At 76.3% G+C, this 26,965-nt stretch carries 31 protein-coding genes; 20 read left to right on the top strand and 11 right to left on the bottom strand.

The genetic code is table 11. The annotated features are described in order from the left end of the window. On the bottom strand, positions 1-2,238 hold the full coding sequence (helR, locus tag ACI78R_RS06325; protein WP_457040028.1) for an RNA polymerase recycling motor ATPase HelR: 2,238 nt from the start codon (positions 2,236-2,238) through the stop codon (positions 1-3). Between the two features lie 82 nt (positions 2,239-2,320). On the opposite strand from helR, the gene ACI78R_RS06320 reads away from it, so the two are divergent. Together ACI78R_RS06320 and ACI78R_RS06315 are read left to right on the top strand one after the other, a co-directional pair. Continuing rightward, positions 2,321-2,986, top strand: a complete 666-nt coding sequence (locus ACI78R_RS06320; protein WP_457040027.1) for a maleylpyruvate isomerase family mycothiol-dependent enzyme — start codon at positions 2,321-2,323, stop codon at positions 2,984-2,986. Between the two features lie 41 nt (positions 2,987-3,027). Next, positions 3,028-3,669, top strand: a complete 642-nt coding sequence (locus tag ACI78R_RS06315) for a hypothetical protein (protein WP_457040026.1) — start codon at positions 3,028-3,030, stop codon at positions 3,667-3,669. 8 nt (positions 3,670-3,677) lie between these two features. On the opposite strand, the gene ACI78R_RS06310 is transcribed toward ACI78R_RS06315, so the two are convergent. After that, positions 3,678-5,126, bottom strand: a complete 1,449-nt coding sequence (locus tag ACI78R_RS06310; RefSeq protein ID WP_457040025.1) for an amino acid permease — start codon at positions 5,124-5,126, stop codon at positions 3,678-3,680. Positions 5,127-5,266: 140 nt separating this feature from the next. Between ACI78R_RS06310 and ACI78R_RS06305 the strand changes: the two genes are divergently transcribed. After that, complete coding sequence (locus tag ACI78R_RS06305) at positions 5,267-5,731, top strand: RidA family protein (RefSeq protein WP_073419381.1); 465 nt, start codon at positions 5,267-5,269, stop codon at positions 5,729-5,731. A gap of 4 nt (positions 5,732-5,735) precedes the next feature. Here the strand turns inward: ACI78R_RS06305 and ACI78R_RS06300 are convergent, their stop codons facing one another. Next, positions 5,736-6,686: a helix-turn-helix domain-containing protein gene (locus ACI78R_RS06300; RefSeq protein WP_457040024.1), complete on the bottom strand. Its 951-nt coding sequence runs from the start codon at positions 6,684-6,686 to the stop codon at positions 5,736-5,738. Between the two features lie 183 nt (positions 6,687-6,869). On the opposite strand from ACI78R_RS06300, the gene ACI78R_RS06295 reads away from it, so the two are divergent. Genes ACI78R_RS06295 through ppk2 form a run of 4 tightly spaced genes read left to right on the top strand, consistent with a single transcriptional unit; the run spans position 6,870 to position 10,887 of the window. Next, entirely contained in the window at positions 6,870-7,721 is an 852-nt protein-coding gene (locus ACI78R_RS06295; RefSeq protein ID WP_457040023.1) for an alpha/beta hydrolase, read from the top strand. Beyond that, complete coding sequence (locus tag ACI78R_RS06290) at positions 7,718-8,494, top strand: MBL fold metallo-hydrolase (protein ID WP_457040022.1); 777 nt, start codon at positions 7,718-7,720, stop codon at positions 8,492-8,494. Before ACI78R_RS06295 ends, ACI78R_RS06290 begins: the two co-directional genes overlap by 4 nt. Positions 8,495-8,537: 43 nt before the next feature. After that, positions 8,538-9,998, top strand: coding sequence for a protein adenylyltransferase SelO (locus ACI78R_RS06285; RefSeq protein WP_457040021.1), 1,461 nt, complete (start codon positions 8,538-8,540; stop codon positions 9,996-9,998). A 52-nt stretch (positions 9,999-10,050) separates the two neighbouring features. Further along, positions 10,051-10,887 (top strand): polyphosphate kinase 2, encoded by an 837-nt coding sequence (ppk2, locus tag ACI78R_RS06280; RefSeq protein WP_457040020.1) that lies wholly within the window; start codon positions 10,051-10,053, stop codon positions 10,885-10,887. A 6-nt stretch (positions 10,888-10,893) separates the two neighbouring features. Here ppk2 and ACI78R_RS06275 read toward each other — a convergent pair whose 3' ends face one another. The 3 genes from ACI78R_RS06275 to ACI78R_RS06265 all read right to left on the bottom strand — a co-directional run bounded on the left by ACI78R_RS06275 (position 10,894) and on the right by ACI78R_RS06265 (position 12,892). Next, a complete protein-coding gene (locus tag ACI78R_RS06275) occupies positions 10,894-11,475 on the bottom strand; it encodes a hypothetical protein (protein ID WP_457040019.1) in 582 nt (193 codons plus the stop codon). A gap of 93 nt (positions 11,476-11,568) precedes the next feature. Continuing rightward, the gene (locus tag ACI78R_RS06270; RefSeq protein WP_457040018.1) at positions 11,569-11,949 is read right to left on the bottom strand and encodes a hypothetical protein; all 381 of its coding nucleotides are present in this window, start codon (positions 11,947-11,949) and stop codon (positions 11,569-11,571) included. Further along, on the bottom strand, positions 11,942-12,892 hold the full coding sequence (locus tag ACI78R_RS06265) for an ABC transporter substrate-binding protein (RefSeq protein WP_457040017.1): 951 nt from the start codon (positions 12,890-12,892) through the stop codon (positions 11,942-11,944). Before ACI78R_RS06265 ends, ACI78R_RS06270 begins: the two co-directional genes overlap by 8 nt. A gap of 132 nt (positions 12,893-13,024) precedes the next feature. Between ACI78R_RS06265 and ACI78R_RS06260 the strand changes: the two genes are divergently transcribed. From ACI78R_RS06260 to ACI78R_RS06245, 4 genes are all read left to right on the top strand, one after another. After that, positions 13,025-13,516, top strand: coding sequence for a hypothetical protein (locus ACI78R_RS06260; RefSeq protein WP_457040016.1), 492 nt, complete (start codon positions 13,025-13,027; stop codon positions 13,514-13,516). Further along, entirely contained in the window at positions 13,513-14,148 is a 636-nt protein-coding gene (locus ACI78R_RS06255; protein WP_457040015.1) for an SIMPL domain-containing protein, read from the top strand. Before ACI78R_RS06260 ends, ACI78R_RS06255 begins: the two co-directional genes overlap by 4 nt. A 156-nt stretch (positions 14,149-14,304) precedes the next feature. After that, positions 14,305-15,042 (top strand): hypothetical protein, encoded by a 738-nt coding sequence (locus ACI78R_RS06250; protein ID WP_457040014.1) that lies wholly within the window; start codon positions 14,305-14,307, stop codon positions 15,040-15,042. Further along, on the top strand, positions 15,039-15,857 hold the full coding sequence (locus ACI78R_RS06245) for an alpha/beta fold hydrolase (RefSeq protein WP_457040013.1): 819 nt from the start codon (positions 15,039-15,041) through the stop codon (positions 15,855-15,857). Before ACI78R_RS06250 ends, ACI78R_RS06245 begins: the two co-directional genes overlap by 4 nt. A gap of 24 nt (positions 15,858-15,881) precedes the next feature. On the opposite strand, the gene ACI78R_RS06240 is transcribed toward ACI78R_RS06245, so the two are convergent. From ACI78R_RS06240 to ACI78R_RS06220, 5 genes are read right to left on the bottom strand one after another with little or no spacing between them, the layout of a single operon-like run. Then, the gene (locus ACI78R_RS06240; RefSeq protein ID WP_457040012.1) at positions 15,882-17,366 is read right to left on the bottom strand and encodes a DUF222 domain-containing protein; all 1,485 of its coding nucleotides are present in this window, start codon (positions 17,364-17,366) and stop codon (positions 15,882-15,884) included. 56 nt (positions 17,367-17,422) lie between these two features. Further along, a complete protein-coding gene (locus ACI78R_RS06235) occupies positions 17,423-17,689 on the bottom strand; it encodes a DUF1905 domain-containing protein (protein ID WP_457040011.1) in 267 nt (88 codons plus the stop codon). Between the two features lie 30 nt (positions 17,690-17,719). After that, entirely contained in the window at positions 17,720-18,046 is a 327-nt protein-coding gene (locus ACI78R_RS06230; protein ID WP_457040010.1) for a hypothetical protein, read from the bottom strand. Positions 18,047-18,072: 26 nt separating this feature from the next. Then, on the bottom strand, positions 18,073-18,363 hold the full coding sequence (locus ACI78R_RS06225; protein ID WP_073422272.1) for a hypothetical protein: 291 nt from the start codon (positions 18,361-18,363) through the stop codon (positions 18,073-18,075). Positions 18,364-18,387: 24 nt separating this feature from the next. Further along, positions 18,388-18,648, bottom strand: coding sequence for a hypothetical protein (locus ACI78R_RS06220; RefSeq protein WP_073422273.1), 261 nt, complete (start codon positions 18,646-18,648; stop codon positions 18,388-18,390). A gap of 246 nt (positions 18,649-18,894) precedes the next feature. Between ACI78R_RS06220 and ACI78R_RS06215 the strand changes: the two genes are divergently transcribed. From ACI78R_RS06215 to ACI78R_RS06175, 9 genes are all read left to right on the top strand, one after another. Then, on the top strand, positions 18,895-19,584 hold the full coding sequence (locus tag ACI78R_RS06215) for a prepilin peptidase (protein ID WP_457040009.1): 690 nt from the start codon (positions 18,895-18,897) through the stop codon (positions 19,582-19,584). A gap of 331 nt (positions 19,585-19,915) precedes the next feature. Then, positions 19,916-20,113: a Flp family type IVb pilin gene (locus ACI78R_RS06210; protein WP_457040008.1), complete on the top strand. Its 198-nt coding sequence runs from the start codon at positions 19,916-19,918 to the stop codon at positions 20,111-20,113. A gap of 148 nt (positions 20,114-20,261) precedes the next feature. Continuing rightward, the gene (locus ACI78R_RS06205; protein WP_457040007.1) at positions 20,262-20,693 is read left to right on the top strand and encodes a TadE/TadG family type IV pilus assembly protein; all 432 of its coding nucleotides are present in this window, start codon (positions 20,262-20,264) and stop codon (positions 20,691-20,693) included. Next, positions 20,681-21,706, top strand: a complete 1,026-nt coding sequence (locus ACI78R_RS06200) for a TadE/TadG family type IV pilus assembly protein (protein ID WP_457040006.1) — start codon at positions 20,681-20,683, stop codon at positions 21,704-21,706. The genes ACI78R_RS06205 and ACI78R_RS06200 overlap by 13 nt, the downstream gene beginning before the upstream one ends. A gap of 5 nt (positions 21,707-21,711) precedes the next feature. Further along, a complete protein-coding gene (cpaB, locus tag ACI78R_RS06195; protein ID WP_454555568.1) occupies positions 21,712-22,416 on the top strand; it encodes a Flp pilus assembly protein CpaB in 705 nt (234 codons plus the stop codon). Beyond that, positions 22,413-23,600, top strand: a complete 1,188-nt coding sequence (locus ACI78R_RS06190) for an AAA family ATPase (RefSeq protein WP_457040005.1) — start codon at positions 22,413-22,415, stop codon at positions 23,598-23,600. Before cpaB ends, ACI78R_RS06190 begins: the two co-directional genes overlap by 4 nt. Continuing rightward, the gene (locus ACI78R_RS06185) at positions 23,597-25,090 is read left to right on the top strand and encodes a CpaF family protein (protein WP_073422280.1); all 1,494 of its coding nucleotides are present in this window, start codon (positions 23,597-23,599) and stop codon (positions 25,088-25,090) included. The genes ACI78R_RS06190 and ACI78R_RS06185 overlap by 4 nt, the downstream gene beginning before the upstream one ends. Then, the gene (locus ACI78R_RS06180) at positions 25,090-26,031 is read left to right on the top strand and encodes a type II secretion system F family protein (protein WP_457040004.1); all 942 of its coding nucleotides are present in this window, start codon (positions 25,090-25,092) and stop codon (positions 26,029-26,031) included. The genes ACI78R_RS06185 and ACI78R_RS06180 overlap by 1 nt, the downstream gene beginning before the upstream one ends. After that, the gene (locus ACI78R_RS06175) at positions 26,031-26,915 is read left to right on the top strand and encodes a type II secretion system F family protein (protein ID WP_336033675.1); all 885 of its coding nucleotides are present in this window, start codon (positions 26,031-26,033) and stop codon (positions 26,913-26,915) included. Before ACI78R_RS06180 ends, ACI78R_RS06175 begins: the two co-directional genes overlap by 1 nt. Positions 26,916-26,965 lie beyond the last annotated feature (50 nt).

Genomic DNA, 26,965 nt, shown 5'->3' with positions numbered 1-26,965 from the left:
TCAACCCTGGTTGATGGACGAGGTCAGGACGACGAGCCGTGACGTCGCCCGGGTCATCGCCACGTACCGGTCCACGGCGCCCTCGACGCCGGTGCCGAGGCGGTCGGGGTCGACGAGCACCACCAGGTCGAACTCCAGCCCCTTCGCCAGCACCGGGGTCAGCGACCGGACCCGCTCGCTCCCGCGGAACCCCGGCGCGCCGATCACGCACGCGGTGCCCTCGGCGTGCGCGGCCAGCCAGTCGTCCAGGACTGCGGCCAGCTCCGCCGCCGCCCCGTGCGAGACGGGGACGCCGCTGCTGCGGACCGACGTCGGCACGTTCGCGTCCGGCAGCGCCGCCCGGATGACGGGCTCGGCCTCGGCCATCACCTCCGCCGGCGTCCGGTAGTTCACCGTCAGCGAGGCCACCGACACCTCGGGGACGCCGACCCGCGCCAGCCGCTCCTCCCACGACTCGGCGAACCCGTGGCGTGCCTGCGCCCGGTCGCCCACCACGGTCAGGCTCCGCGACGGGCAGCGCAGCAGGAGCATCTGCCACTCGGCGTCGGTGAGCTCCTGCGCCTCGTCGACGACCACGTGCGCGAACGGGCCGGCCAGCGCGTCGGGCGTGGGGGCGGGCAGCGCGGCGTCGTCGACCAGGGCGCCGCGCAGGTCCTGTCCCCGCAGCATCGACATCACGCCCATGTCCGAGTCGTCGGTGGTGATGAGGTGCTCCACGACGTCGGACATCCGGGCGCGGTCGGCGGCCACCTCGGCCTCCCGGCGGCGGCGGAGCCGGGCCGCGGCCGGGTCGCCGAGCCGCTGCCGGGCGGCGTCGAGGAGCGGCAGGTCCGCGACCGTCCAGGCGGCGGGGTCCGGTCGCTGCAGCAGCGCGACCTCCTCCGGCGTCAGCCACGGGGCGCAGCGCCGCAGGTAGGCCGGCACCGACCACAGGTCGCCGACGAGGTCGGCCGGCTCGAGCAGCGGCCAGGCCCGGCCGAACGCGCCGACCAGCTCGCGGTCGCCCGCCAGCGCCCGGCGGTACCGCGCGTGCGGGTCGGAGTGCCCGAGCCCGTAGGCGTCGAACTGGTCGTCGTCCTCGTCGTCGCCGTCGTCGTCCTCGTCGGTCTCCTCGGTCAGCTTGTCGACCAGGACGTCGAGCAGCGCCTCCCACACCCGGTCCCGGGCGTCGTTGTGCCGCGACCCCGGCTCGGCCGCCGCGAACGCCTCCGACCAGTCGGCCGGGTCGAGCCGCACGTCGCCCCACGGCGTGACGACGTCGGTGCCGGTGGCCGGCGGCACCTCGTAGAGGCGGACCGCGGGCTCGACCGCCGCCACCATCCGGGCGTCGGCCTTGAGCCGGGCCACCTCCGGGTCGGGCTCGGGGACGGCGGCGGCGCCCTCGGGCACCAGGTCGCGCAGGGTGCAGGTGCGCACGCCCTCCTCGCCGAGGCCGGGCAGCACGTCGGCGACGTAGGTCAGGTAGGGCCGGCTCGGGCCGACGAACAGCACGCCGCCGCGCCGGTGCCCGAGCCGCGGGTCGGCGTAGAGCAGGTAGGCGGTGCGGTGCAGGGCGACGACGGTCTTGCCGGTGCCCGGGCCGCCGTCGACGACCAGCGCCCCGCGGGAGCCGGCGCGGATGATCGCGTCCTGGTCGGCCTGGATGGTGCCGAGGACGTCGCGCATCCGCGGCGACCGGCTGGTGCCGAGGCTCGCGACGAACGCCGACTGGTCGTCGAGCGCGGCGTGCCCCTCGAGCCCGTCGGGGGTGAACACCTCGTCCCAGTAGTCGGTGATCCGGCCCCGGGTCCAGCGGTAGCGGCGCCGGCTGGCCAGGCCCATCGGGTCGGCGTGGGTGGCGCCGAAGAACGGCTCGGCGGCGGGGGAGCGCCAGTCGACCAGCAGCCGCCCGCCCGCGCCGTCGGTCAGCCCCAGCCGGCCGACGTACACCGGCGCCCCGCCGTCGGCGGGCACCATCCGGCCCAGGCACAGGTCCAGGCCGAAGCGGCGCAGCGTCCGCAGCCGGGCGGTGAGCCGGTGCACCTCCAGGTCGCGGTCGAGCGCCTCCTGGCCGGTCCCGCCCGGCGCACGGCGCTCGGCGTCGAGCCGGCCGGAGAGCTCGGCGACCGTCCGCCGGAGGCTGTCGGCCATGGCGGCGAAGTGCGCCTCGTCGGCGGCCACGAGGGCCGGGTCGGCCTTCGCGGCGAGGCGGGCGGGGAGGTCGAACGCGCTGGTCGGGAGGGGAGTCTGTGCAGCCACGGCCGGGGATCCTCGACCCCTCCCCGGGTCTTGCCGCAAGCCCCGGCAGGCGCTATACGTTGAGGTGGGACGAGGAACGGCGATGAGTTCCGCCCGCCTCCCGGGTCCCTCCCGCGTGACGACGACCGCGGTCGACCACTGGCCCCTCATCCACGCCGAGCGCCGCGCGCTGGCGGCCGACCTGCGCGGCCTGGACGAGGACCGGTGGGACACGCCCTCGCTGTGCGGCGGGCTCACCGTCCGCGAGGTGCTCGCCCACCTGACCGCCGGCGCGCGCCTCGGCGGGTTCCGCTGGCTGGCCGGGGTGCTGCGCGGCCGGGTCGACCCGGACCGGCAGGTGGCGGTGCGCCTGCGCGAGCACCTGGGCAGCTCCGGCGCGGACACCCTGGCCCGCTTCGAGCGGGTCGTCGCGCGCACCACCGCCCCGCCGCTGCCGCGGATCGCGCTGCTCGGGGAGGTGGTCGTGCACGGCGCCGACGTGCGCCGGCCGCTCGGGCTCCCCGGCGCTCCACCGATCGACGTCCTCACCCGCGTGGCCGCCTACGCCTCCCGCGGCGACCGGGCGGCCGCCGCGCGCGGCCGCGCCGCCGGCCTCCGGTTGGAGGCCACCGACGGGCCGTTCGCCGCCGGGGCCGGGCCGCTCGTCCGCGGCCCGACCCTGGCCCTGGTCATGGCGACGGCCGGCCGCGCCGCCTTCCTCGGCGACCTGTCCGGCGACGGCATCGAGGTGCTGCGCGCCCGCTGCTGAGCGAGGGGGTCGGCGGCCGCCGGCCCGGGTAGGCGGTCGGCATGCCCCTCCGTTCCCTGGACCCGCTCGCCGTCCCCCGCGCCCTCACGTCGTCGGCCCTCGCGCTCGGGACGGCGGTGCGCGGCGCCCGGGTCTTCCACCCGCGGGGCGCCGCGCGGGCCGCGACGGTCGAGACCGACGGCGGGGGCTCGTGGGGCGCGCGGCTGCTCGACGAGGCCGGCCGGCACGACGCCGTCGTCCGGATCTCCCGGGGGGCCGGGCTGCCCGAGCCGCTGCCCGACGTCGTCGGCCTGGCCGTCCGGCTCGACGGGCTCGGCCGGGACGGCGGGCCGCTGGACCTCCTGGTCAACACCGCCGGCGGCCCGCCCGGACTGCGCCACGTGTTCCTGCCCGCGCCGCTGGGCCGCACGTTCTCCTCCGTGCTGCCCTACCGCACGGGCAGCGGGCGCACCCTGCTGCTCGGCGCCCGGGAGGACGGCGACGGCTACGACCTGCTCGCCGCCCCGCTCGCCGGCGGCTGGGCGCGGTGGGGCCGGCTCACCCTCGGCGACCCGCTGCCGAGCACGGTGTCGGAGGAGCTGCGGTTCCGGCCGACGCTCGGCGCCGACGACCTGCAGCCGGTCGCGCTGTTCCGCGCCGTGCGGGACCTGTCCTACCGGCTGAGCCAGGCCGTCCGTCCCTGACGGTCCGCTCAGACGTCGGCCTGCCGGCGGTGGTGGGGGCTGTCGGGGTTGAGCAGCGAGTGCTTCCGGCCGTAGGCGAAGTAGAGGACCAACCCGATGAGCAGCCAGACCCCGAAGCGCGCCCAGGTCTCCCACGGCAGCTGCCAGATCAGGAACAGCGACGCGAGGACCCCGAAGGCGGGTACCACGGGCATGAGGGGCAGGCGGAACGAGCGTGGCGTGTCCGGGCGCGTGTAGCGGAACAGGATGACCGCGACGCAGACGACGATGAACGCCGACAGGATGCCGATGTTCGTCAGGTCGGCCACGGCGCGGATGGGGAAGACGCCGGCCAGCACGGCCGACCCGACGCCGGCGATCCAGGTGACCCGCTGCGGCGTGCCGCTCCGGTCGACCTTCGCGAACCACGGGGGCAGCAGCCCGTCGCGGCTCATGGAGAACCAGACGCGGGTGACGCCGAGCAGGAAGGTCAGCATCACCGTCAGGATCGACAGCACCGCGAAGACCGAGATGATGCTGGCGATCACCGGCAGGCCCACGCCCTCGAAGGCCGAGGCGAAGCCGGCGGTCGGGTCGATGTCGCGGTAGTCCTGCATCCCGGTGAGCACCAGGGTGGCGGCGACGTAGAGCAGCATCGCGATGACCAGCGACAGGATGATCGCCTTGGGCATGTGCCGCTTGCCGTCCTCCGCCTCCTCGGCGGCGGTGCTCATGGCGTCGTAGCCGAAGACCGCGAAGAACACGGTGGCCGCGCCGGTGAGCACCGGGCCGAAGCCCGAGGGCAGGAACGGGTCGTAGTTGCCGGCCTCGACGTAGAACACGCCGAGCCCGATGATGCCGAGGATCAGCAGGATCTTGACGGCGACGGCCACCAGCTCGAAGCGGCCGAAGGTCCTCGTGCCGCGGCTGAGGATGAACGTGACGAGCAGGCAGATCAGGACGGCGGGGACGTTGACGACGCCGCCCTCCTCCGCCGACGCGGTGAGCGACGTCGGCAGGGTGAGCCCGAGGTTGTCCATCAGCTCCCCGAGGTAGCCGGAGATGCCGATCGCCACGACCGCGACGATCGCGATGTACTCCAGGAGCAGGTCCCAGCCGATGAACCAGCCGATGACCTCGCCGAGGGCCACGTAGCCGTAGGTGTAGGCGGACCCGGCCCGCGGGATCATGCCGGCGAACTCGGCGTAGGACAGCGCCGCGGCCGCCGACGCCAGGCCGGCGATGAGGAACGCGATGAGCACGGCCGGGCCGACGCCCTCGTTGCTCTCGTCCCCGGCGGCCACCAGCCCGGCCAGCGAGAAGATGCCGACGCCGATGATGCCGCCGACGCCGATCGCGGTCAGCTGCCACAGGCCCAGGCTCTTGGCGAGCGCGCCGCCGGCGGTGCGCTCCTCCTCGTCGTGCATCGACTCCACCGGCATGCGCCGCCAGATCGAGTGCGCATCGCGGGTGCTCATGGGCGTCCCCTCGTCGCTGGCCCCGTGGTGGGGGAGAGGGTGCTCCCACCGCGCCCGATCGGCAAAGCGGAGGGGCGCGCCGGCCCACGGGCCGCGCGCGGGGGCTCGCGCCGGACCGGCGGCAGGACCAGCATCGGCGCATGGACGTCGACGCGAGACTGCGCGAGCTCGGCCTGGAGCTGCCCGAGCCGATGACCCCGGCGGGTAACTACCTCCCCGCGAAGGCGGCCGGCGACCTGCTGTACCTGTCCGGCATGGGGCCGATCCGCCCCGACGGGACCCTCGTGGCCGGCAAGGTGGGCGACGGCGGCCTCGACCTCGACACCGCGCGGGAGGCGGCCCGGCTCACCGGCCTGCAGATGCTCGCCGCGATGCGCGCGGAGCTCGGCGACCTCGACCGCGTCCGCTCGGTGGTGAAGCTCTTCGGGATGGTCAACTGCCGGCCCGGCTTCACCCGCACGCCCGCGGTGATCGACGGCTGCTCGGACCTGCTCGTCGCGGTCCTCGGGGACCGCGGCCGCGGCGCCCGCTCGGCGGTGGGCATGGCCGAGCTGCCGTTCGACATCGCCGTCGAGATCGAGGCCGTCGTCCAGGTCGCTCCCTGACGGCTCAGCCGGCGGCGGCCCGCTGCCACTCCCGCGGGCTCATCCCGTACGCCGCGCGGAAGCGGCGGGCGAAGTGGCTGGCGTCGGCGAAGCCGCACGCGCGGGCGGTGGCGGCGATCGGCCGGTGCCGTCCCGCGGGGCTGGCCAGACGTGACCGCGCAGCCTCGAGCCGGCCGGCGATCACCTCCTGCTCCAGGCTCGCGCCGGCCGCCGCGAACGCCTTGTAGAGGTGCCGTACCGAGACGCCGTGGGCGCGGGCGACCGCGGCCGGCGTCAGCGCGGGATCGGTGAGGTGCCGGGCGACGTGCGCGCGCACGCGGGTCACCAGCGTGTCCGCGCGCACCGCGGGGCCGTGCCGGTCGTCGCCGGCCGCCGAGACGACCAGGGCCCGCAGCAGCTCGACGGTCGCCGTCCCCAGCGCCGCGGCGCCCGGGTCGGCCGACAGCTCCGGCGCGGCGTCGGCCAGCCGCTGCAGGTGGTCGCGGACCAGGTCGTGCAGCGGGCTCGCGCGCAGCCGCGGCGTCGCCCGGCGGACGACGTCGACCGGCAGCCCCAGCCGGTCCAGCGGGACCAGCACCGCCCGCGACCCGCCGCCGGTCGCGCAGCCGAAGCCGTAGGGCGAGCTCATGTCGACGAGCATCAGGTCCCCGCCCTGCACGTGCTGCTCGTGGCCGAGCTGGTCGAACTCGCCGCGGCCGCGGTGCTGGAAGGCCAGGGCCACCACCGCGTCGTCGTCGCGGGACACGTGCCGGCGGGTGCGGACCATCCGGAACCGCGTGGCGTCGGTGGCCAGCAGCGTCACCGACCCGTACGGCCACGCCTGCATCCGGGCCGCCATGGCCCCCGGGTCCTCGCGGTGCTCGACGCGGCAGGGCGCGGCGGCCTCCTGCATCGCCACGCGGAAGGCCTCGGCGCGGTCGGTGCGGGGCAGCGGGGCGGTGTCGAAGAGCAGCATGGCGCCGTCCTGGGCTGGTCTGCGGAGGTCCCCGTGGACGGCGCCGAGCCTGGCAGAGCGGCCGCGCGCCGGGAAGCAGCGGACGTGCGGGCAGGGACCGCGGTCGTGCACGCAGGGCACGGTCGGCGCGCCGTCCCGCTGCCAGGCTCCGGCTCACCGGCCACCACCTGCGAGGGAGCGACCATGACCGTGCCGCCGTCAGCCCAGCCGTCCGTCCCCGACACCATCGTCCTCGTCCACGGCTTCTGGGTGACCCCGCGCAGCTGGGAGCACTGGAAGGCGCACTACGAGGCGCGCGGCTTCCGCGTGCTGACGCCCACCTACCCCGGCTTCGAGGTGGAGGTCGAGGCGCTCGTCGCCGACCCGACGCCGGTGGCCGAGGTGACGCTGCCGGCGATCGTCGACTCCATCGCCGACGTGGTCCGCGGCCTCGACCGCCCGCCCGTCCTGATCGGCCACTCGGCCGGCGGCACGATCGTGCAGCTGCTGCTCGACCGCGGGCTCGGCGCGTGCGGCGTGGTGCTCAACTCCGCGCCCACCGAGGGCGTGCGGGTGGTCCCGCTGTCGCAGCTGCGCTCGACGTGGGCGGTGCTCAAGAACCCGGCCAACCGGCACCGCGCCGTCGGGCTGACCGAGGAGCAGTGGCACTACGCGTTCACCAACACGTTCTCCGAGGAGGAGTCCCGGGAGCTCTACCGGCGCTACCACGTGCCGGCGTCGGGCCGGATCCTGTGGAACTCGGTGCTGGCCAACCTGATGCCCGGCCCGCAGGACGCGCACGTCGACTACGCCAACCCGGCCCGCCCGCCGCTGCTGTTCGTCTCCGGCGGGGAGGACCACATCATGCCGCCGGCGATCCAGCGCTCGAACGCCGCGCACTACCGCGGCGACCCCGTGCCCGAGGTGCGCGAGTACCCCGGCTACGCCCACCTGCTGCCGGCCCAGCCGGGGTGGGAGCGGATCGCCGATGAGGTCCTCGAGTGGGCGCTGGCCCACGCCACCGGCGCCCGGACCGAGCCGGCCGGGGCGCAGTGAGGCTGACGCACGTCGGCGGGCCGACGCTGCTCGTCGAGGTCGACGGGTGGCGGCTGCTCACCGACCCCACCTTCGACCCGCCCGGCCGGTCCTACTCCTTCGGCTGGGGCACCGGGTCGACGAAGACCGCCGGTCCGGCGCTGACGCCGGAGGACCTGCTGCCGGTCGACGCCGTCCTGCTGACCCACGACCACCACGCCGACAACCTCGACGACGCCGGCCGGGCGCTGCTGGACCGGGTGCCGGTGGTGGTGACCACGGCGCCGGGCGCCCGGCGGCTCGGCGGGGACGCCCGGGGGCTGCGGCCCTGGGAGTCGACGGTGCTCGGGAGTCCGGGGCTGGCGCCGCTGGAGGTCACCGCCACGCCCGCGCGGCACGGCCCGCCGCTGAGCCGCCCGGTGGTCGGCGACGTCGTCGGGTTCGCGCTGCGGGAGCCGGGCCGGACCGACGGCGTGCTGTGGATCTCCGGGGACACGGTCGCCTTCCGCGGGCTCCGGGAGGTCGCCGAGCGGCTGCGGGTCGACGTCGCCGTGCTGCACCTGGGCGGCGTGCGGTTCCCGGTGAGCGGGCCGCTGCGGTACTCGATGACCGGGCGGCAGGCGGCGCGGGTGGCCCGGCTGACCGCGCCGCGGGTGGTCGTGCCGGTGCACCACGAGGGGTGGAGCCACTTCCGGCAGGGCCGCGCGGGCGCCGAGCGCGAGCTCGCGGCGGCGCCGGAGGACGTGCGGCGGCGGTTCCGGTGGGTCGAGCGCGGGGTCGCGACGGAGGTCTGAGCGGCGGGGGTCCGAGCGGCGCCGCGCTCGTAGACTGGCCGGGGTGAGTGCCGCGCCCGCCGCCCCGACCGTCGCCCTCGGCGACCGGTTCGCCCGCACCCTGCCGGAGATGGCGGTGCCCTGGCAGGCGGCCGGGGTGCCCGAGCCGCGGCTGCTGGCCCTCGACGAGGACCTGGCCGCCGAGCTCGGCCTCGACGCCGCCGCGCTGCGCACCCCCGCCGGGCTGGGGCTGCTCACCGGCACCGCGGTCCCCGAGGGCGCCCGGCCGGTCGCGCAGGCCTACGCAGGCCACCAGTTCGGCTACTACAACCCGCGCCTCGGCGACGGCCGGGCGCTGCTGCTCGGCGAGCTGACCGACCGCGAGGGCCGGCTGCGCGACCTGCACCTCAAGGGGTCGGGTGGCACGCCGTTCTCCCGCGGTGGCGACGGGTTCGCCGCGGTCGGGCCGATGCTGCGCGAGTTCGTCGTCGGCCGGGCCCTGCACGCGCTCGGCATCCCGACCACGCGCGCGCTCGCCGTCGTCGCCACCGGCCGGCCGGTGCGGCGCGAGACCCTGCTGCCCGGCGCCGTTCTGGCGCGGGTGGCGGCCAGCCACCTGCGGGTGGGCAGCGCGCAGTACGCGCGCGCCACCGACGACCGCGACCTGCTGCGGCGCCTGGCCGACGAGGCGATCGACCGGCACCACCCGGCCGCGGCGGACGCGCCGAACCGGTACCTGGCGCTGTACGAGGCCGTCGTCGAGGCGCAGGCCCGGCTCGTGGCGCGGTGGATGCTCGTCGGGTTCGTGCACGGCGTGATGAACACCGACAACGTGACGCTGTCGGGCGAGACCATCGACCTCGGGCCCTGCGCGTTCATGGAGGGCTACGACGCCGACGCCTGGTACAGCTCGGTCGACCAGGGCGGGCGCTACCGGTACGGCAACCAGCCGCTGGTGGCCGAGTGGGACCTCGCCCGGCTCGCCGAGGCGCTGCTGCCGCTGTTCGCCGAGGAGCAGGAGGAGGCGGTCGAGCTCGCCGTCGCCGCGCTGGGCGGCTTCCGCCCCGCCTACGACGCCGCGTGGCTCGGCGGGTGGCGGGCCAAGCTGGGCCTGCCGGCCGGCCTCGACGACGCCGTCGCCACCGCGCTGGTCACCGGCCTGCTCGACCTGCTGCAGGCCGGCAAGGTCGACCTGACGTCCTTCGCGCGCCTGCTGTCGTCGGCGGCGCGGGGCGACGCCGAGCCGGTGCGCCGGCTCGTGCTCGACCTCGCCGGCATCGACGCCTGGCTCGAGCGGTGGCGGGCGACCGGCCCGGACGCCGACGCGATGGACCGGGTCAACCCCGTGTACGTGCCGCGCAACCACCTCGTGGAGGAGGCGCTGGCCGCCGCGACCGCCGGCGACCTCGCGCCGTTCGACCGGCTGGTCGACGTGGTGAGCCGGCCGTTCGAGGAGCGTCCGGGGCTGGAGCGCTACGCCGAGGCCGGCCCGGCCGGCCCGTACGTCACCTTCTGCGGCACCTGAGGGCGCGCGGCCGCCCTGTTGCCCCCGGACGGCGGCGGGTCGATGCTGCGGCATGGCCACCAAGCAGCGGTCCGGGCACTCCGTCGAGGAGGCGCCGACCTCCACCGGCAAGGTCGACACGGCCTGGTACGAGAAGGAGGTCGCGCGGCTGCAGGTCGAGCTGGTGAAGCAGCAGGAGTTCATCCGCGCCCGCGGGCTGCGCGTCGTCGTCGTCTTCGAGGGGCGGGACGCGGCCGGCAAGGGCGGCGCGATCCAGCGGATCACCGAGACCCTCAACCCGCGGGCCACGCGGGTCGTGGCGCTCCCGGCGCCGACCGAGCGCGAGCGCGGGCAGTGGTACTTCCAGCGCTACGTGGCGCACCTGCCCACCCGCGGCGAGATGGTCCTGCTCGACCGGTCCTGGTACAACCGCGCCGGCGTCGAGCGGGTCATGGGGTTCTGCACCGACGAGGAGTACGAGGAGTTCCTCCGCTCCTGCCCGGAGTTCGAGCGGATGCTCGTGCGCAGCGGGATCGTGCTGGTCAAGTACTGGTTCTCCGTCAGCGACACCGAACAGGAGAAGCGCTTCCAGAAGCGGCTCGAGGACCCGACCAAGCGCTGGAAGCTGAGCCCGATGGACCTCGAGGCGCGCAACCGCTGGGTCGACTTCTCCAAGGCCAAGGACGCGATGTTCGCCGCCACCGACATCCCCGAGGCGCCGTGGTGGGTGGTCGAGGCCGACGTGAAGAAGCGCGCCCGGATCAACGTGATGACCCACCTGCTCGCGCAGGTGCCCTACGAGGACCTCACGCCGGAGCCACCCCAGCTGCCGCCGCGCCCGCCGGTCGACGAGGACTACGTCCGCCCGCCCAAGGACAGCCAGCGCTTCGTCCCCGACGTCGTCCCCTGAGGCGGCTCAGTCGAGGAGCGGGACCAGGATCTCGCAGAAGTCGTCGCTGCGGCCGGTCGAGCCCTTGTCGAGGCTGACGAACTGGGGGTCGCCGTCGTCATTCGGATCGGTCGGCGTGCCGTTGTGCGGGACCAGGAGGGTGAAGCGGACCTGGCCCGGGTCGCGGGCGAGCACGCGGCCGCCGGGGTCGGAGAGGACGGAGTTCCCGGTCGCGAGCACCTGCACCACGAGGTTGCCCTGGCCGTCGTCGGTCACGCGCAGGTCCTTGTCGAGGACCCGGTCGACGCGGACCGCCACGACCGGCCCGGCGACCCCGTTCTCGACCGGGGCGTACGTGGCCGTCCCGCGGACGTTCTCGGCGTAGTACGCGAGCCCGTCGCGGCCGCGCTGCACGAACCGCCACCGTCCCTCGACGGTCAGGGTGACCTCGGCGACCAGGCCCTCGACGTCGCAGAAGTCCGCGAACCGTTCCGTGGTCGTGCCCTCGATGACGCCTCGTTGCGGCGGCGCCGCGACGGCGGTGCCCGCCATCACCAGGCCGAGGCCTGCGGCCAGGACCCCGGTCGTCGTCGTCCGGACCGCGCGCATGGCTCCTCCTGCGGAGTGGGACCGAGGTGCGAGGACCCGCACGCTGCTCCGTACCGTGCCCCCGGGACAGAGGCCAACTGCCCTGTGCGCTGGTCAGGCGGCCGCGCCCAAGCGCTCGCGCACCCAGGCGACCGCGGCGTCGTGGTCGTCGAAGGTCCGCTGCGGATAGCCGGGGCCGTGGTCGTCGGACGCGCCGTCGCGGGTGAGCGACCGGTACCGGCGCTCGTCGAGGACGTCGGCCCAGGCGGCGATCGCCGGGACGTGCACCGGCAGGTCCTCGGCGGCCCACCGCTCCAGGGCGGCGCGGCCCTGGGCGGTGGGCGCGCCGAGCAGGCGCCGGTCGAGGACGACGCCGAAGCGGACGCCCGCCGACGACAGCGCCGTCACGATCAGCCCGATGTGCTCCGCGGTGAGCCGGCCGACGAGCGCCACCTGCAGGACGTCGCCGTCCCAGACGGCCGTGGACTCAGACACCGGTGAACTCCGCGAACCGCTCGGGCGCCTCGGCGCCGGTGGCCGCCGTCCCGCCGTCGAGGAGGACGGCGCGCAGGTCGTCGAGCACCCACGCGACCGAGAAGGCCGACGCCGACAGCCACACCTCGCCGCTCACCTCGTGCACCGCGTCGTCGCGGACGGCCTGCAGCCCGCTCCACAGCGGCGACCCGGTGAGCCCCTCGGTGAGGTACGGCCCGCCGGAGAGGAGGAAGAGGACGTCGCCGTCGTGGTCGGTCAGCGTCTCGGCGCCGAAGAGCGCGAACGGGCTCTCGGCGCTGCCCGCGGTCTCCTGCGCCGGCGGCCGGGTGAGGCCGACCCCGGCGAGCAGCGAGCCGACGGCGGTCGCGCCGGGCGGTGAGAAGAAGCCGCCGTTGTCGCCGACGACGGAGACGACCGACCCGGCCACGCCCGCCTCCTCGAGGTCGGCGGCGAGGTCCGCCGTCTGCTCGTCGAGCCGCTCGCGGACGGCGGCGGCCTCGTCCTCCCGGCCGAGCGCCCCGGCCACCGTGGCCAACTGCTCGTCCCAGCCGGCGGTGTAGTCGACGACCGTGGTGGGGGCGATGGCCTCGAGCTGCGCCTCCGCCGCGACGGTGGTGGGCAGCGAGACCCCGATGACGACGTCGGGGTCCGCGGCGGCCACGGCCTCGGGGTCGAGGGCGTCGCCGTAGGGCTGGGTCGGGAGGCCCAGGTCGTCGAAGACGGCGGATGTCGACTCGTAGGCGAAGGCCTCGAGGACCAGGTCGGGCTCGACGCCCAGGGCGAGCGCGTGCATGGCCGCGAAGTCGTCGAGCGCCACGACCACCTGGTCGTCGGCGCTGCCGCCGGACGTCGGTGCGGCGGCGGTGGGCTCGTCGTCGGTGCCGCAGCCGGCGAGGACGAGCAGACCGGCGGCGGCGCAGGAAGCGATGCGGAGACGGGTCACGGACACAGGGATAGTGAGGACAGCCTTGCCTCACAAGACGGTCCGGCGTCCGTTCTCGATCCGCTGCGCTCCGGGGGTGGGAGGAGGCGGCGCGCGGACCTACGCTCGGGGCTCCCGGCGGAGGGGGCTGCCATGGAACGGATCCCGGACTCGCTGCCGGTGCTCGGCCGCGGCCGGCACCGCACACCCGCACGCGGTGCGTGCTTCCTCGAGTACACGGCGCTGCTGGCGGGCGAGGCGTTCACCGACGCGCCGCGCTGCGTCGACGCCGAGCTCGCCGCCGTGCTGCGGCACGCCAACGACGTCCTCTCCGACGCCGACCGGCCCCGGCTGCTGCCGCTGCTCGGCCGCGCGATCGGCCTCGTCGCCCCGACTGCCGCGACGGGCCGCCTGGAGCGCCGGGTCGCGCAGGACCTCGCCGCCGCCGTCGGGAGCCAGCTGTCGGCGGAGGAGCTGCGGTGGGTGCGGGCGGGCGCCGTCGACCGGCTGTTCTGGTCACTGATGTTCGAGCCGGTACCGGTGAGCACCTCGCCGGCGTGGGTGGCCCGGCTGGTGGAGCGCCTCGACCTGCTGCACGGCTGCTTCGAGGCGGCGCTGGCCGTGCCCGCGGGGTCGCGCGTGTGACCGCTGTCGTGCGCGTCCGCGGGGAGGCGAGCGCCGAGCACGCGCCGGACGCCGCGGTGCTGGCCGTGCACGCCCGCGCGGTGTCGCCGTCGTCGCGGGCCGAGGCCCTAGAGCGGGCCTCGGCGCTGGCGGCGGGCCTGCGCGCGGCGCTCGAGCTGGCGGCCGGGGTGCGCCGGGTGGTGCTGTCGCGGGTGTCGGTGCACGAGCGGCACGCCTGGGACCCCGACACCGGCCGGCACCGGCGCGACGGGTGGGAGGCGTCGGTGAGCGGGTCGGTGCGGGTCGACGCCGGCGCAGCCGACTCCGTGGCCGAGGTCGCCGCCGGCGCCGGTGCGGAGATCGGCGGAGTGGCGTGGGAGCTCGACGACCCCGCGTCCGCGCGGCGCGCCGTACGCCGGGCCGCCGTCGACGCCGCCCGGGAGGCCGCCGAGGACCTTGCCGACGCCGTCGGCCGGCCGCTGGGCGCGCTGGTGGAGCTGGCCGACGCGGGGTTGTCGTCGGCGACGGCCGGAGGGCCCGAGCTCATGATGGCCAAGGGCCGCGGCGCGATGGGCGGGGAGCCCGAGCTGCACCTCGATCCGCAGGACGTGACGGTGCACGCCGTCGTCGAGGCCACCTACGCCCTGGACTGACCGGCCGGGCGTGCCATGATCGGCCCGGCCGGCGCGGCCCCCGACCGGGGACCCCCGCCGGCCCCGACCCGCGACGCACCCCGCGGGCCCGGCGCCGGCGCGGCACCTCCCGCCGCCACCCCGCCGCGGCCCGGGGCGCGCCCGCGTGGAGACGCCATGACCGCCACCGCACCCCACCCACCGTCGCCCTGGCCGGGCTCCCGGTACGAGACCGAGCACCGCTGGCAGCTCGACGGCGCCCGCACGCTCGACGACGTCGTCGCCCGGCTCACCGCGCTCGCGGCCGAGCTGCGGGCCGCACACGCAGCCGGGTGGGTCCCGGAGCAGCCGCTGCGCGACGGCCACCTGCTCGCCACGCGGCCCTCCCGCCGGGCGCGTGCCCGCGACGGCGTCGCCGTCCCGCCCGGGGACGGGCAGGCGCCGCCGCTGCCGGTCTGGCGGGTGCGGGTGGTCGACGAGCCGCCTGCACCGGGCGACGACGTCCTCGACCTCGACGCCGTGCCGCGGACGCCCGTGGTCGCGTGGGACCGCTCCGGTCCGCGGCAGGTGTCGGGCCCCGGGCTCGCCGCCGGGGTGCTCGGCGAGCTCGGCCGGCAGGTGACGGCGGCCGACGCGGGGGAGCGCCGGTGGGCGGTGGTGCCGGCGCGCGTGGGGCCGGGCCACGACCTGGTCGCCGACGCCGCCGCGCTGCGCGTGCACGCGGTCGAGGACGGCGCGCTCGTGCGCACGACGGAGGCGCTGACCTTCCGGCACGCCGCCGACAGGGCCGCCACGCTGGCCGACGCCGCCGCGGCCTACGAGCGGCTGGCGCGGGTGGCCGCGGCGATAGCCGCCGCCGGTGGCCGGCTGGCCGACTCCGACGACGGGCTGCTGACCGTCCGGTACGGCCGATGAGTGCGGTGGACCTGCACGCCGACGTCCTGGGGCGGGCCGACGGACCGACGGTGCTGGTGCTGGCCGGTGGCGCGGCGGCCCACCCGTCCTACCTCGGGGACCTGGCCGGGCTGGGAGAGCAGTACCGGCTGGTCGTGCCGCACCTGCGCGGGGTCGGCCGGTCGAGCGCCGCGCCGCTCGCCTCGCGGTGGGAGCAGGTGGACGACGTCGACCGGCTGCGGGCCTCGTCCGGTCTGGACCGCTACGCGGTCGTGGCGCACTCGGCCGGCACCCGCCTCGCGGTGGCGTACGCGGCCCGCTTCCCGGAGCGCCTCTCGGCGCTGGTGCTGGTGACGCCGCCCGCCGAGTACCTGGTGGACGTGCCGTCCGACGTCCCGGACCTGCTGGCCGCCCGGGTGGGGGAACCGGCCGTGGCGTCGGCACTGGCGGCGCTCGACGAAGGCCCCGGCCTCACCGACGACGACTTCACCGCCTGGCGCCTGCGCACCGCGCCGCTCGGCTACGCCCGGTGGGACGCCAGGACGCGCGCGCACGCGGAGGGGGTGCGGTACTCGCTCGCCGCGGCGCGGGCGTTCATGGCCGGGGACGCCCCGGACGGCCTCCGCGACCGGCTGGCCGCGGTGACCGCACCGGTCCTCGTCGTCGCGGGCGCGCAGGACACGGCCGCCGGCTGTGCGCCGGTGCTCGCGGTGGCCGACGCCTTCCCCCGCGGGGAGGCCGCGGTCGTCGACGGCTGCGGCCACTTCCCGTGGGTGGAGCAGCCGGCCGCCTTCCGTGCCGTCGTGGGGTCGTTCCTCGACCGGGCTCTCAGCTGACGCGCGCGCCGCCGGGGACGGGTGTCAGAACGGTGGCCGCTCGGGTGCCGTCGGCGGTGGCGGGTCGGGCGCGGGTGGTGGGGGTGGTCGCATGCCCGGTGGGCGGGTGGTGCGGGTGATGCCCGACGGCGTGGTCACCGTGAGCACGCCGTCGGGCGCCATCTGGAAGCTCCAGCCTCGGGCGAAGGTCTTGAGGCGGTGGTGGCTGCGGCACAGGCAGCAGAGGTTGGCGCAGTCGGTCTTCCCGCCGTGTGCGTGGGGGATGACGTGGTCGGCGTCGGCCCAGCCGACTCGTTGGCCGCAGGTGGGGAAGCGGCAGGTGCGGTCGCGGGTGCGGACGAACCGCTGCTGCGGCCGGGTGGGCGTGTAGCGGTCGGTGGGCTCGGGTCGGTCGAGCACCGGGCAGTCGCAATCGTCGTCGGCGTCGGCGTGGTCGGGGCAGCCACGCGTGGCCAGGCGGCGGGCCTGGTCCAGGGGAGTGGTGGCGCGCAGGGTGCCGTCGTCGTCGGTGACCGCCACGGTGACCGACCCGCCGGCGGGGACGCGGATGCCGAGGGCGTCGAGCTGGCGCAGCAGTTCGCGCAGGTGGGCGGCGGTGATGGGCTGCCCGTCGACCTCACCGGGCTCGCTGCTGTGCCCGAGCAGGGCGGAGAGGGTGGCGATGATCTGCAGGTGCGCGGTGACCGCCGGCCGGCCCGGCTCGCCGGCGCGCAGGAAGACCGCGGCGTAGAGCTCGGTGCGCAGCTGGCTGATCGGGCGGGGGTCGCCGGCGTCCTTGGCCAGCCGCGCCAAGGAGTCGAGCACGGCCATGCAGGCGGCGGCGACCTCGGCGGGCAGCTCGGCGATCATCAGCGCCATGCCGTCCTGCGCGGAGGGGACGATCCGGACGTCGGCGGTCCGCTGCGCGTCGTCCTTCTTGCGCTCGGCGGCGTCGGGGTCCACTTCCAGCAGCGCCTCGACCGCGCGCTTGCGCAGCGTCCGCACGGTCCAGTCGGTGGCGTGCGGGAGTAGCCGGGCCTCGACCCGCCGCGCCAGCGCGGGGACGGTCCACTGCAGCACGTCGACCAGCACCATCGCCCGGCGCTCGTCCAGCTCACCCGCAGCCAGCGCCGCCCAGGTGGCCGGCAGCGACTCCCGGTAGGTCCACGCCCGCTTCGCCAGCGTCGAGGCGGTGGGCCGGCCGACGTTGAGCACGACCGCCAGCTCGGCGGTGAAGAACTCCGACACCCCCGGCAGCTCCGGGTCCGGCGCCCACGACCCCGACCGGGCACCCGGGGTGCCGGGCGACGGGTCGAGGTCGGCGGGGCGGGTCTCGGCCAGCCGGAGCACCAGCTCGGCCTCGTAGGCGGCGTCCATCGCCTTGCGCGCCTGCACCCGCGCCAGCTCCGCAGCGGCCTGGGCGTCGGACAGCACCCCGACCGGCAGGCGCTCGATCGCCACCGGCTGCTCGATCAGCCAGCCGGCGAGGGCGCGTTCGATCGGCGACACGTGCTCCGCACTCGCCGACATGAGGCGAACCTACGGCGGGGGTACGACAGAAACGGCAGGTCAGCGGCCGGATCGGCTCACATCCGCGTCGGGTCCACGGCCACCTCCACGGTCACGACGTCGCCGTCGTCCTTGCCGCGGCGGACCCGCGCGGGGACGGCCAGCAGCCACCCGGCGCGGCGGTCGCGCCAGACGCTCGTGGCCCACGTGCTCCCGTCGACGGTGGCCGTCACCGGCACGCGGCCGAAGGGGCCAGCCGAGTCGGGCGCGTGCTCGGCGGGCACCGGCGCGAAGACCCAGCCGCCGGAGCCGGGCGAGCGGACGAGCGTCGTCTCGAAGGGCACGCACACACCCTGCCGCGGGGCACCGACAGCTCAGCCGGCGAGCAGCAGCCCGGCGACGGCGAGCGGCACGCAGACGAAGAGGAAGACGCCCATGGGCTGGAGCGCGCCGCCGAGGTCGGCCTGGTCGCGCTCGGGCGCCCGCCCCAGGAAGGCGCGCACGTCGGAGGTGCCGGCCCGAGCGACCAGCGAACCGCCGACCAGCGCGAGCAGCCCGGCGACGACGACCAGCGCGACCGCCAGCTTCGCCCGGTAGCCGCCGCCGGCGAGCAGGACCCAGATCCCGGCGGCCGCTGCGCCGACCGCAGCTCCTCCGACGAGCATCACCAGCGCCTGGCGGAGACCGCGGACCACGTGCACGGGCGGAACGCTATCGGCACGGAAGGTCAGCAGCGGCGTCCTGAGTCGACCTGCCAGGTCGAGTCCGGTCCCTGGACGGCGTGCAGGGTGACGTCGCCGGCGCTCAGCTCGACGCCGGTCGCGTCCTCGTCCACCACCCGCCAGCCCGTAGAAGGCACGTCCCCGGGGCCGGCGTACGCCTCCGCCGCGGCCACCGGGGAGGCGGCGCCACCCCGGTCCGACGCGAGGGACACGGCGAACTGGTCGCAGCCGCCCAGGTCGCAGGCAGCGGTCAGCGGCAGGAGCCACAGGACGGCGAGCACCGGCAGCGTGCGCACGATCGGAGCATGACGGATCGGCGCTCACTCCGGGGCGCGGTGCCGCCCGCCCGAGGGTGGGGGAGGAGGCGTCGCGCGGGCCCGCTCCTCCTCGCGCTGCAGCCACCGCCAGCGGGCGGTGTCGGACGGCTCCGCCGGGAGGCCGGCCGCCTCGCGGGCGGCGCGGGCGGCGTCGGTGACGGCGATCTCGCCGGTGCGCGGACCGCGCGCGTCGACCCGCGCCTCGGCCCGGGCCGCCAGGCGCCGTGCGCGCCGGGTGGGCCGCTCGGGCGCCTGCTCGTCCACGCGACCTCCCCCCGCCGGCCGCACCGGCCGCCGTGCGCATCGTCGCACGTCTCTCGGCAGGACCTGCCGTCCGACCAGCACCGATCCCGTGGCATCTCGCCGTGGGCGGGAGGGGACCGTGGGGCGACTGCGCCGTCCGTGACGAGCGGGACGACGCGGGGAAAGCGCCCGCGGTACCGCCCGGGACCGCTGTCCGCGCTGTGTCAGCGTCCACGCCGTGCCCGCCTCCCGCCCCCGGACCGCCCGGTGACCGGCCTCGCGCCGGTGCTGGTGCCGGTCCTGGCGGCGCTGGCCGGGGCGGGCGTCGGCCACCTCGTCGACCGCGCCGCCGCGCGCTTCCCGTGGCCGCGCCCGGCGACCGTCGGCGCCGTGCTCGGCGGCCGCGGCGGCGCTGCCCCGCGCGGGCTGCTCGAGGCGGCGACGGCGGCCCTGTTCCTCCTCGCCGCCCTCCGCTTCGGCCCGACGGCGGAGCTCCCGGCCTGGCTGTGGTTCGTCGCCGCGGGCGTCCTGCTCAGCGTGATCGACCTGCGCGAGCAGCTGCTGCCGAACCGGGTGCTGCTGCCCGCCGTCGCCGGCGCACTGGTCCTGCTCACCGTCGCCGCCGCCGCGGGGGACCGCTGGGACGACCTGCTGCGCGCGGTCCTCGCGGGCGCCGCCGCTCTCGGCGTCGCCCTCGCCATGGCGATGGCCGCGCCGGGACTCGGCATGGGCGACGTCAAGCTCGCCGGCCTGCTCGGGCTGCTGCTCGGCTGGCTCGGGTGGCCCGTCGTCCTGGTCGGCTTCCTCCTCGGCTTCCTCGCCCAGGCCGTCCTCGGGCTGGCGCTCATGGCGGCCGGCCGCGCCGGGCGGCGCACCGAGCTGCCCTTCGGGCCGGCCCTCGCGGCCGGCGCCCTTGCCGCCGCGGTGCTCGCCGGCACCTGGCAGGGCCTGCTGTGACCGCCGAGCGGCGCCCGTGCCCCCGGACGGGTGCTGCGCGCCACCCGTCCCGGTGGCTCCGCGCACGTTCCGTGACCGGAGGAGACCTGGGGTGGCCCCCGCGGCGCGGGCCCGCCCCCGCAACGGGCGAACGCCCGGCTGACCTGCGGAGACGCACCTGAACCGCCGGACCTGACCGGGCCTGTGGAGCGCTCGGCCTCACCCCCCGGGGGGAGACGCCGCGCCACCTGCTTCACCCGCCCGGTCGACCGGCCGAACACCACTGCGACGCCGCGACACCGGTTCACACCGACCCGGACCGCCGACGGCCGACCCTCTAGGAGAGCACCCCGTGACCAGCATCTTCGCCGCCCTGCAGACCCTGTCCTTCGTCGTCTCTGACCGCCTCGCGGCGGTCAAGGAGAACGAGAAGGGCGCCACGATGGTCGAGTACGCGCTGCTCGTCGCCGCCATCGCCGCGGTGGTCGCCACCGCCGTCGCCGCCTTCACCGACGACCTCACGGGCCTCTTCGAGAACATCGTCAAGTGACCCTCGCGGCGCAGCCGCTGCTCTGACGGGTCGTGCGAGGCGGTGCGGTGCCCTCCCGGCACCGCGCCGCCTCCACCCCTCTCGCGCCACCCCCGCCGGCCCGCCCGGCATCCCTGCCCTGACCACCCCGAGAGGACGTGCACCGGCCATGCGCTCCCGGTCGAGCCGCCGTCCCCGCACCCTGCGCACCCGTCTGCTGGGGGAGCGGGGTGCCGCCGTGGTCGAGTTCGCCCTCGTCGCCCCGGTCCTGATCCTGCTGCTCATCGGCATCGTCGAGTGCAGCAAGATGTTCCAGGCGCAGAGCACCCTGTCCGCCGCCGCCCGCGAGGGTGTCCGGGTCATGGCGCTCACCAACAACGCCGGCAACGCGCGCACCGCCGCCGTGAACGCCGCGACCTCGCTCGGCGTCCCGGCCGGCGCGGTGACCTTCACGTTCTCCCGCGGCACCTCCTGCTCCGGCGCGACGCCGACCGACACGGTCACCGCCCGGATCACCTACCGCCAGACCTTCGTCTCCGGCTTCCTCGGCCGCACCGGCGTCGACCTCTCCGGCACGGCGAGGATGCGATGCGGCGGCTAATCACCTGGCCGTTCCGCCGCCTCGCCCCGCGCCGCCTCGCCGAGGAGCGCGGGGCCACGGCCGTCATGACGGCGATGCTGCTCGTCCCGCTGCTCGCCTGCGGCGCCATCGCCGTCGACGTCGCCTCGTACTACTCCGACCGCGCGCAGCTGCTCAACGCCGCCGACGCGGCGGCCATCGCCATCGCCTCGGACTGCGCCCGCGGTGCCTGCGGGAACACCACGACCACGGCGACGGCACTGCAGACCGCCAACGCCTCCGTCGCCGACTCCTTCGACGCGACCCTCCGGACGCCGGCCGTCACCGTCGGCACCCGCCGGGTCGACGTCACGACGTCGGCCGACGCCGCGCACTGGTTCGCCCCGCTGCTCGGCCGCGACGCCAGCCGGGTCACCGCCACCAGCCGGGCCACCTGGGCGCCGACCTCGGGCGGGACCGCCCGGTTCCCACTGGTCATCAGCTGGTGCGAGTACGTCGGCCAGATGCAGCGCGACCGCAACGGCAACGCCACCATCCGCGTCAACGCGACCACCGACCTCGGGTCCCCCGAGACCTGCATCGGTCCGGACGGCGTCACCCCGGTCCGCGTCGGCTACGCGGTGACCAACGGCGACGGCGGCAACTCCTCCTGCGGCACGACGTCGAGCATCGGCGGCACCATCAGCCAGTACACCGGCATGTACACGACCTCGTACCGGCTGCCGATCAGCTGCACCAACGCCTACCTGGCCAGCCTGATCGGCACCACGGTGATCGTCCCCATCTGGGACCGGGTGAGCGGCCCCGAGGGCAGCGCGCAGATGCGCGTCTACGCCTACGCCGCCTTCTACCTCGAGGGCTACGACTACATCAACCGGCCCGACGACCCGGCGCTGGTCGGCCGCTTCTCGCGCGCCGCCCTCCCGTCGTCGGCCCCCGTCGCGGCCGCCGTCTCCCGGACGGCGCCGGACCTCACCACCTTCGACGCCGGCTACCGCGGCGCGTACTCCGTCTTCCTCGAACCCCAGGGATAGGACCCATGCGACGACGACTGCTGGCCGGCTTCACGGCCCTCGCGATCGCGCTGTTCGGCGTGATCGTGCTCGTCCGGTGGGTGCAGGCCGCCGACGAGCGCGCCCGCGCCGACGAGGAGCTCGTCTCCGTCCTCGTCGTCGACGAGCGGGTGCCCGCCGGCTCGGACGCGATCACCGTCGGCGGCGCGGTCCGCACCGAGGAGGTGCCCACCCGCCTGGTGGCGCCCGACGCCATGACCGACATCGGCGCCGCCTCCGGCAAGGTCACCACCACCGACCTGCTGCCCGGCGAGCAGCTGCTCACCGACCGCTTCGTCGACCCGGCCGCGCTCGCGCCCGAGGGCACGGTCCTCGCCCCGGCCGGCACCGTCGAGGTGACCGTCGCGCTCGACGCCCAGCGCGCCGCCGGTGGCGCGCTGCAGGCGGGGGACAAGGTCGGCGTCCAGCTCACCAGCCAGCTCCCCGACGTCGACGGGCTCACCGCCTACACCGTCTTCAAGGTCTTCCACCAGGTGCTCGTCACCCGCGTCGAGGTGCCCGCCGACGCCGCCACCGGCTTCCTGGTCACCCTCGCCGTCTCGCCCGCCGAGGCCGAGCTGATCGTCATCGGCTCGACCGCGCAGGCCCTCTACCTCTCCCTCGAGACGCCCGCCGCGGGCGCCCCGGGGACCACCACCAGCACCAGCACCACCTCCGGAGGCGACAAGTGACCCAGGTCCTCACCGTCGGCGTCGGCGCCGACCTCGTCCAGCGCTTCGCCCACGCCAGCAACGGCGCGCTGCTGAACCTCGGCGTCGAGTCGCTCGACGCCGAGGGCGGCCTGCTCGCCCGGATCGCCGAGGCCGGCAGCCCGCAGGTGGTCGTGCTCGGTCCCGCCGTGCCGCTCGAGCGGGCGTTCCTGCTCGCCGGCCACGTCGACGTCGCCGCCCCGACCACCAGCGTCGTCGTCGTGGCCCCGGCCGACCCCGACCTGTGGATGGCGGCCATGCGCGCCGGCGTCCGCGACGTCCTCGCCGCCGACGCCGGCCCGGGCGACGTCGCGGCGGTCCTGGGCCGCGCCGGTGACCTCGCGCGCGCCCGGTGGGAGGCCACCCAGGCCGGCAGCGGCTCGCGCCCCGACCACCGCGTCATCGTCGTCGCCTCGCCCAAGGGCGGCGTCGGCAAGACCACCGTGTCGACCAACCTCGCCGTCGGCCTGGCCAGGGCCGGCGTCGGCCCGACCGTCATCGTCGACCTCGACGTGCAGTTCGGCGACGTCGCCAGCGCCCTGGCCCTCGCGCCCGAGTACTCGCTGCCCGACACCGTGCACGGCGCGGCCAGCAACGACCCGCTGGTCCTCAAGACCTTCCTCACCCGGCACCCCAGCGGCCTCTACGTGGTCGCCGGCAGCGAGTCCCCGGCCGCCGGCGACGCGGTGACCGCCGAGCAGGTCGGCCGGCTCATCGAGACGCTGAGCCACGAGTTCCGCTACGTCGTCGTCGACACCGCGCCGGGCCTGTCCGACCACACGCTCATGGCGCTGGAGAAGGCCACCGACCTGGTGCTCATGAGCAGCATGGACGTGCCGGGCGTGCGCGGGCTGCGCAAGGAGCTCGACGTCCTGCAGGAGCTCGGCCTCGTCCCGGCCGGCCGGCACCTGGTGATCAACATGGCCGACTCCGCGGGCGCGCTGTCGATGGCCGACGTCGAGACGACCGTGGGCGCGCCGCTCGACGTCGTCCTGCCGCGCACCACCGCCGTCCCGCTGTCGACCAACACCGGCGCGCCGCTGCTGGAGTCCGGCAGCCGTGACGCCGTCGCCCGCGGCCTGCAGACCCTGCTCGGCCGGATGCTGCCCGACGCCGGACCGCGGAAGGCCGGCCTCTTCGGCCGCCTGCGGGCGGGCTCGCGGTGAACCTCAACGACCGGGTGGCCCTCGCGCGCGGGGAGGCGGCCCTCGGCGCCGATCCCGTGCGGGTGGCCCGCAGCACGCCCGAGGTGATCGAGCACGGCTCGCTCGCCACCCGGGCCGCGGCGGCGCACCCCGTGCCCGAGCCCGGAGCGCTGCCGGGCCCGCGGCCGGCCGCCGACGCCGCGGTGGCCGGCGGCGACGCCCTCGGCCGGCTGAAGGACCGCGCCCGCCGGTCGCTGTTCGAGCGGCTGGGCGCCAAGCTCAGCGACGGCAACCTGCCCGAGGACCAGCTGTTCGCGATGGTCCGCGCCGAGCTGCAGCGGGTGGTCGCCAACGAGCAGACCCCGCTGTCGGCCGAGGACCGCCGCCGGCTCATCTCCGAGCTCACCGACGAGGTGCTCGGGCACGGCCCGCTGCAGCCCTACCTGGACGACCCCGCCGTCAGCGAGGTCATGGTCAACGGCCCGGACTCGGTCTACGTCGAGCGCAACGGCCGGATCAGCCGGACGACGGCGTCCTTCGCCGACGAGCAGCACCTGCGCCAGGTCATCGAGCGGATCGTGTCCCGGGTCGGCCGCCGCATCGACGAGTCCTCCCCGCTGGTCGACGCCCGCCTCGCCGACGGCTCCCGCGTCAACGCCGTCATCCCGCCGCTGGCCTTCAGCGGCTCGACGCTGACCATCCGCAAGTTCAGCCGCGACCCGTTCCAGGTGGCCGACCTCATCTCCTTCGGCACCCTGTCGCCGGACATGGCCGAGCTGCTGCGCGCCTGCGTCGAGGCCCGGCTGAACATCGTCGTCTCCGGCGGCACCGGCACCGGCAAGACGACGCTGCTCAACGTCCTGTCGTCCTTCATCCCGGAGAACGAGCGGATCATCACCATCGAGGACGCCGTCGAGCTGCAGCTGCAGCAGGAGCACGTCGTCCGGCTGGAGTCCCGCCCGGCCAACATCGAGGGCAAGGGCGAGATCACCATCCGCGACCTGGTGCGCAACTCGCTGCGCATGCGCCCGGACCGCATCGTCGTCGGCGAGGTCCGCGGCGGCGAGAGCCTCGACATGCTCCAGGCGATGAACACCGGCCACGACGGCTCGCTGTCGACGGTGCACGCCAACACCCCGCGCGACGCCATCGCGCGGCTGGAGACCCTCGTGCTGATGGCCGGCATGGACCTGCCGCTGCGGGCCGTGCGCGAGCAGGTGGCCTCCGCCGTCGACGTCATCGTGCAGATCAGCCGGCTGCGCGACGGCACCCGCCGGGTCACCCACGTCACCGAGGTGCAGGGCCTGGAGGGCGACACCGTCACCCTGCAGGACGCCTTCCTCTTCGACTACTCCGCCGGCACCGACCTCAACGGCCGGTTCCTCGGCCGCGCGGTGCCCACCGGCGTGCGCCCGCGGTTCACCGAGAAGTTCGCCGAGCTCGGCATCAGCCTGTCCTCCCGGGTCTTCGGCGTCTCGCCGCAGCGGCCCGCCTTCGGGGGCCGTGGCTGATGACGCCGATGCTGTGGGTCGCCGTCGGCGCGGTGGCCCTCGGGCTGGCGACCGGCGTGCTGGTGCTCGCCGTGCCGCGGCCGCCGCGGGTGGGCCTGGAGCGGCTCGCCCCCGGCGCGCGGCCGCAGCAGGCCACCCGGCTGGGCGGCGCCGCCGACGACACCGCGGCGCTGGCCGACCGGGTGCTGCGGCGGCTCGGCCGCGCCGAGCAGCTCGAGCTCGCGCTGGAGCGCGCCGGGATCTCCCGGCCGCCGGCCGAGGTGGCGCTGGTCGTCACCGGGGCGACCGCCGGCGCGGCGCTCGCCGGGGGCGTCCTGGGCGGGGTGGTCCTCGGCGTGCTGCTCGCGGTGCTCCCGCCCGTCGCCGCCGTCGTCTGGGTCAACGGCCGGCGCGACCGGCGGCAGGCCGCCTTCGCCGACCAGCTCGACGACGCCCTGCACCTCATGGCCAGCAGCCTGCGGGCCGGGCACAGCGTGCTGCGCGCGCTCGACGCCGTCTCCCGCGACGCCCCGGAGCCGACGTCGATCGAGTTCTCCCGCGTGGTCAACGAGACCCGCGTGGGCCGCGACGTCAACCGGGCACTGGAGGAGGTGGCCGAGCGCACCGCCAGCCGCGACTTCGCGTGGGTCGTGCAGGCCATCGCGATCCACCGCGAGGTCGGCGGCAACCTGGCCGAGGTCCTCGACCGGGTCAGCACCACCATCCGCGAGCGCAACGCCCTGCGCCGGCACGCCCGGTCGCTGTCGGCCGAGGGCCGCATGTCCGGCCTGGTGCTCATGCTCATGCCGGTCGGCGTCTTCTGCTTCCTGTCCCTGATCTCGCCGACCTACTTCGACCAGATCACCGGCACCTCGGCCGGCGTGGTCATGCTCGTCGTCGCCGCGGTGCTGATGCTGCTCGGCGGGCTGTGGCTGCGGGCCGTCGTCAAGGTGAGGTTCTGATGCCCGGGATCGTCCTCGCCGGAGTGCTCGCGATCGTCCTGCCGCTCGGCCTGTCGGTGCACGTGGCGCTGTCCCGCTCGGGGCGGGTGCTGTCGATCGCGCGGCGCAACCTCACCCGGGGGCTGTTCTCCACCACCTACGAGGTCGGCTCGCTGGAGGCGCGGCGCACCGGCTGGGGCGCGGTGCTGCGGGCCCTCACCCCCGACCCGGCGGCGCGCCGGGTCCGCCGGCTGCTCGACCTCGCCGGCCGGCCCGAGGGCTGGACGATGACCCGCCTGCTGTGGGCCAAGCTCGCGCTGGGCGCCGCCGCCGTGCTCGTCGCGGCGGTCGCGTTCACCGAGAACCCGGGGCTGCTGGTCGGCGTGCTGTGCGTCGCCGGCGTCGCCGTGGCCTACCACGTGCCGGAGATCCTGCTGCACGGCCGCGGCCAGGAGCGCCAGGCGGCCATCGCCCTGGAGCTGCCCGACGTCCTCGACCAGATGACCATCGCCGTCGAGGCGGGGCTGGGCTTCGAGGGCGCGCTGGCCCGCGCCGCGGCCACCGGCACCGGCCCGCTGGCCGGCGAGCTGGTGCGCACGCTGCAGGACGTCACCGTCGGCCGCCCCCGGCGCGAGGCCTACGAGGCGCTGGTCAAGCGCACGCAGGTCGAGGACCTGCGCCGCTTCGTCAGCGCCATCAACCAGGCCGACGCCTACGGCATCGCCGTCGTCGACGTGCTGCGCGTGCAGGCCGACGAGATGCGGCTCAAGCGCCGCCAGCGCGCGGAGGAGCAGGCCGCGAAGGTGCCGGTGAAGGTCACCTTCCCGCTGATCGCCTGCATCCTGCCGGCGCTGCTGGTCATCGTCGTCGGCCCGATGATCGCCGGCCTCGGCGAGGTCATGTAGCTGCCCGGCCCCGGCGCTCCCAGGCCGGGACGCAGGCGGCCGCGCACCCC

The organism is Geodermatophilus sp. SYSU D01106 (assembly GCF_054049995.1).
The sequence above is the reverse complement of the archived record's forward strand: the minus strand, read 5'-3'. Positions and strand labels throughout refer to the sequence as shown.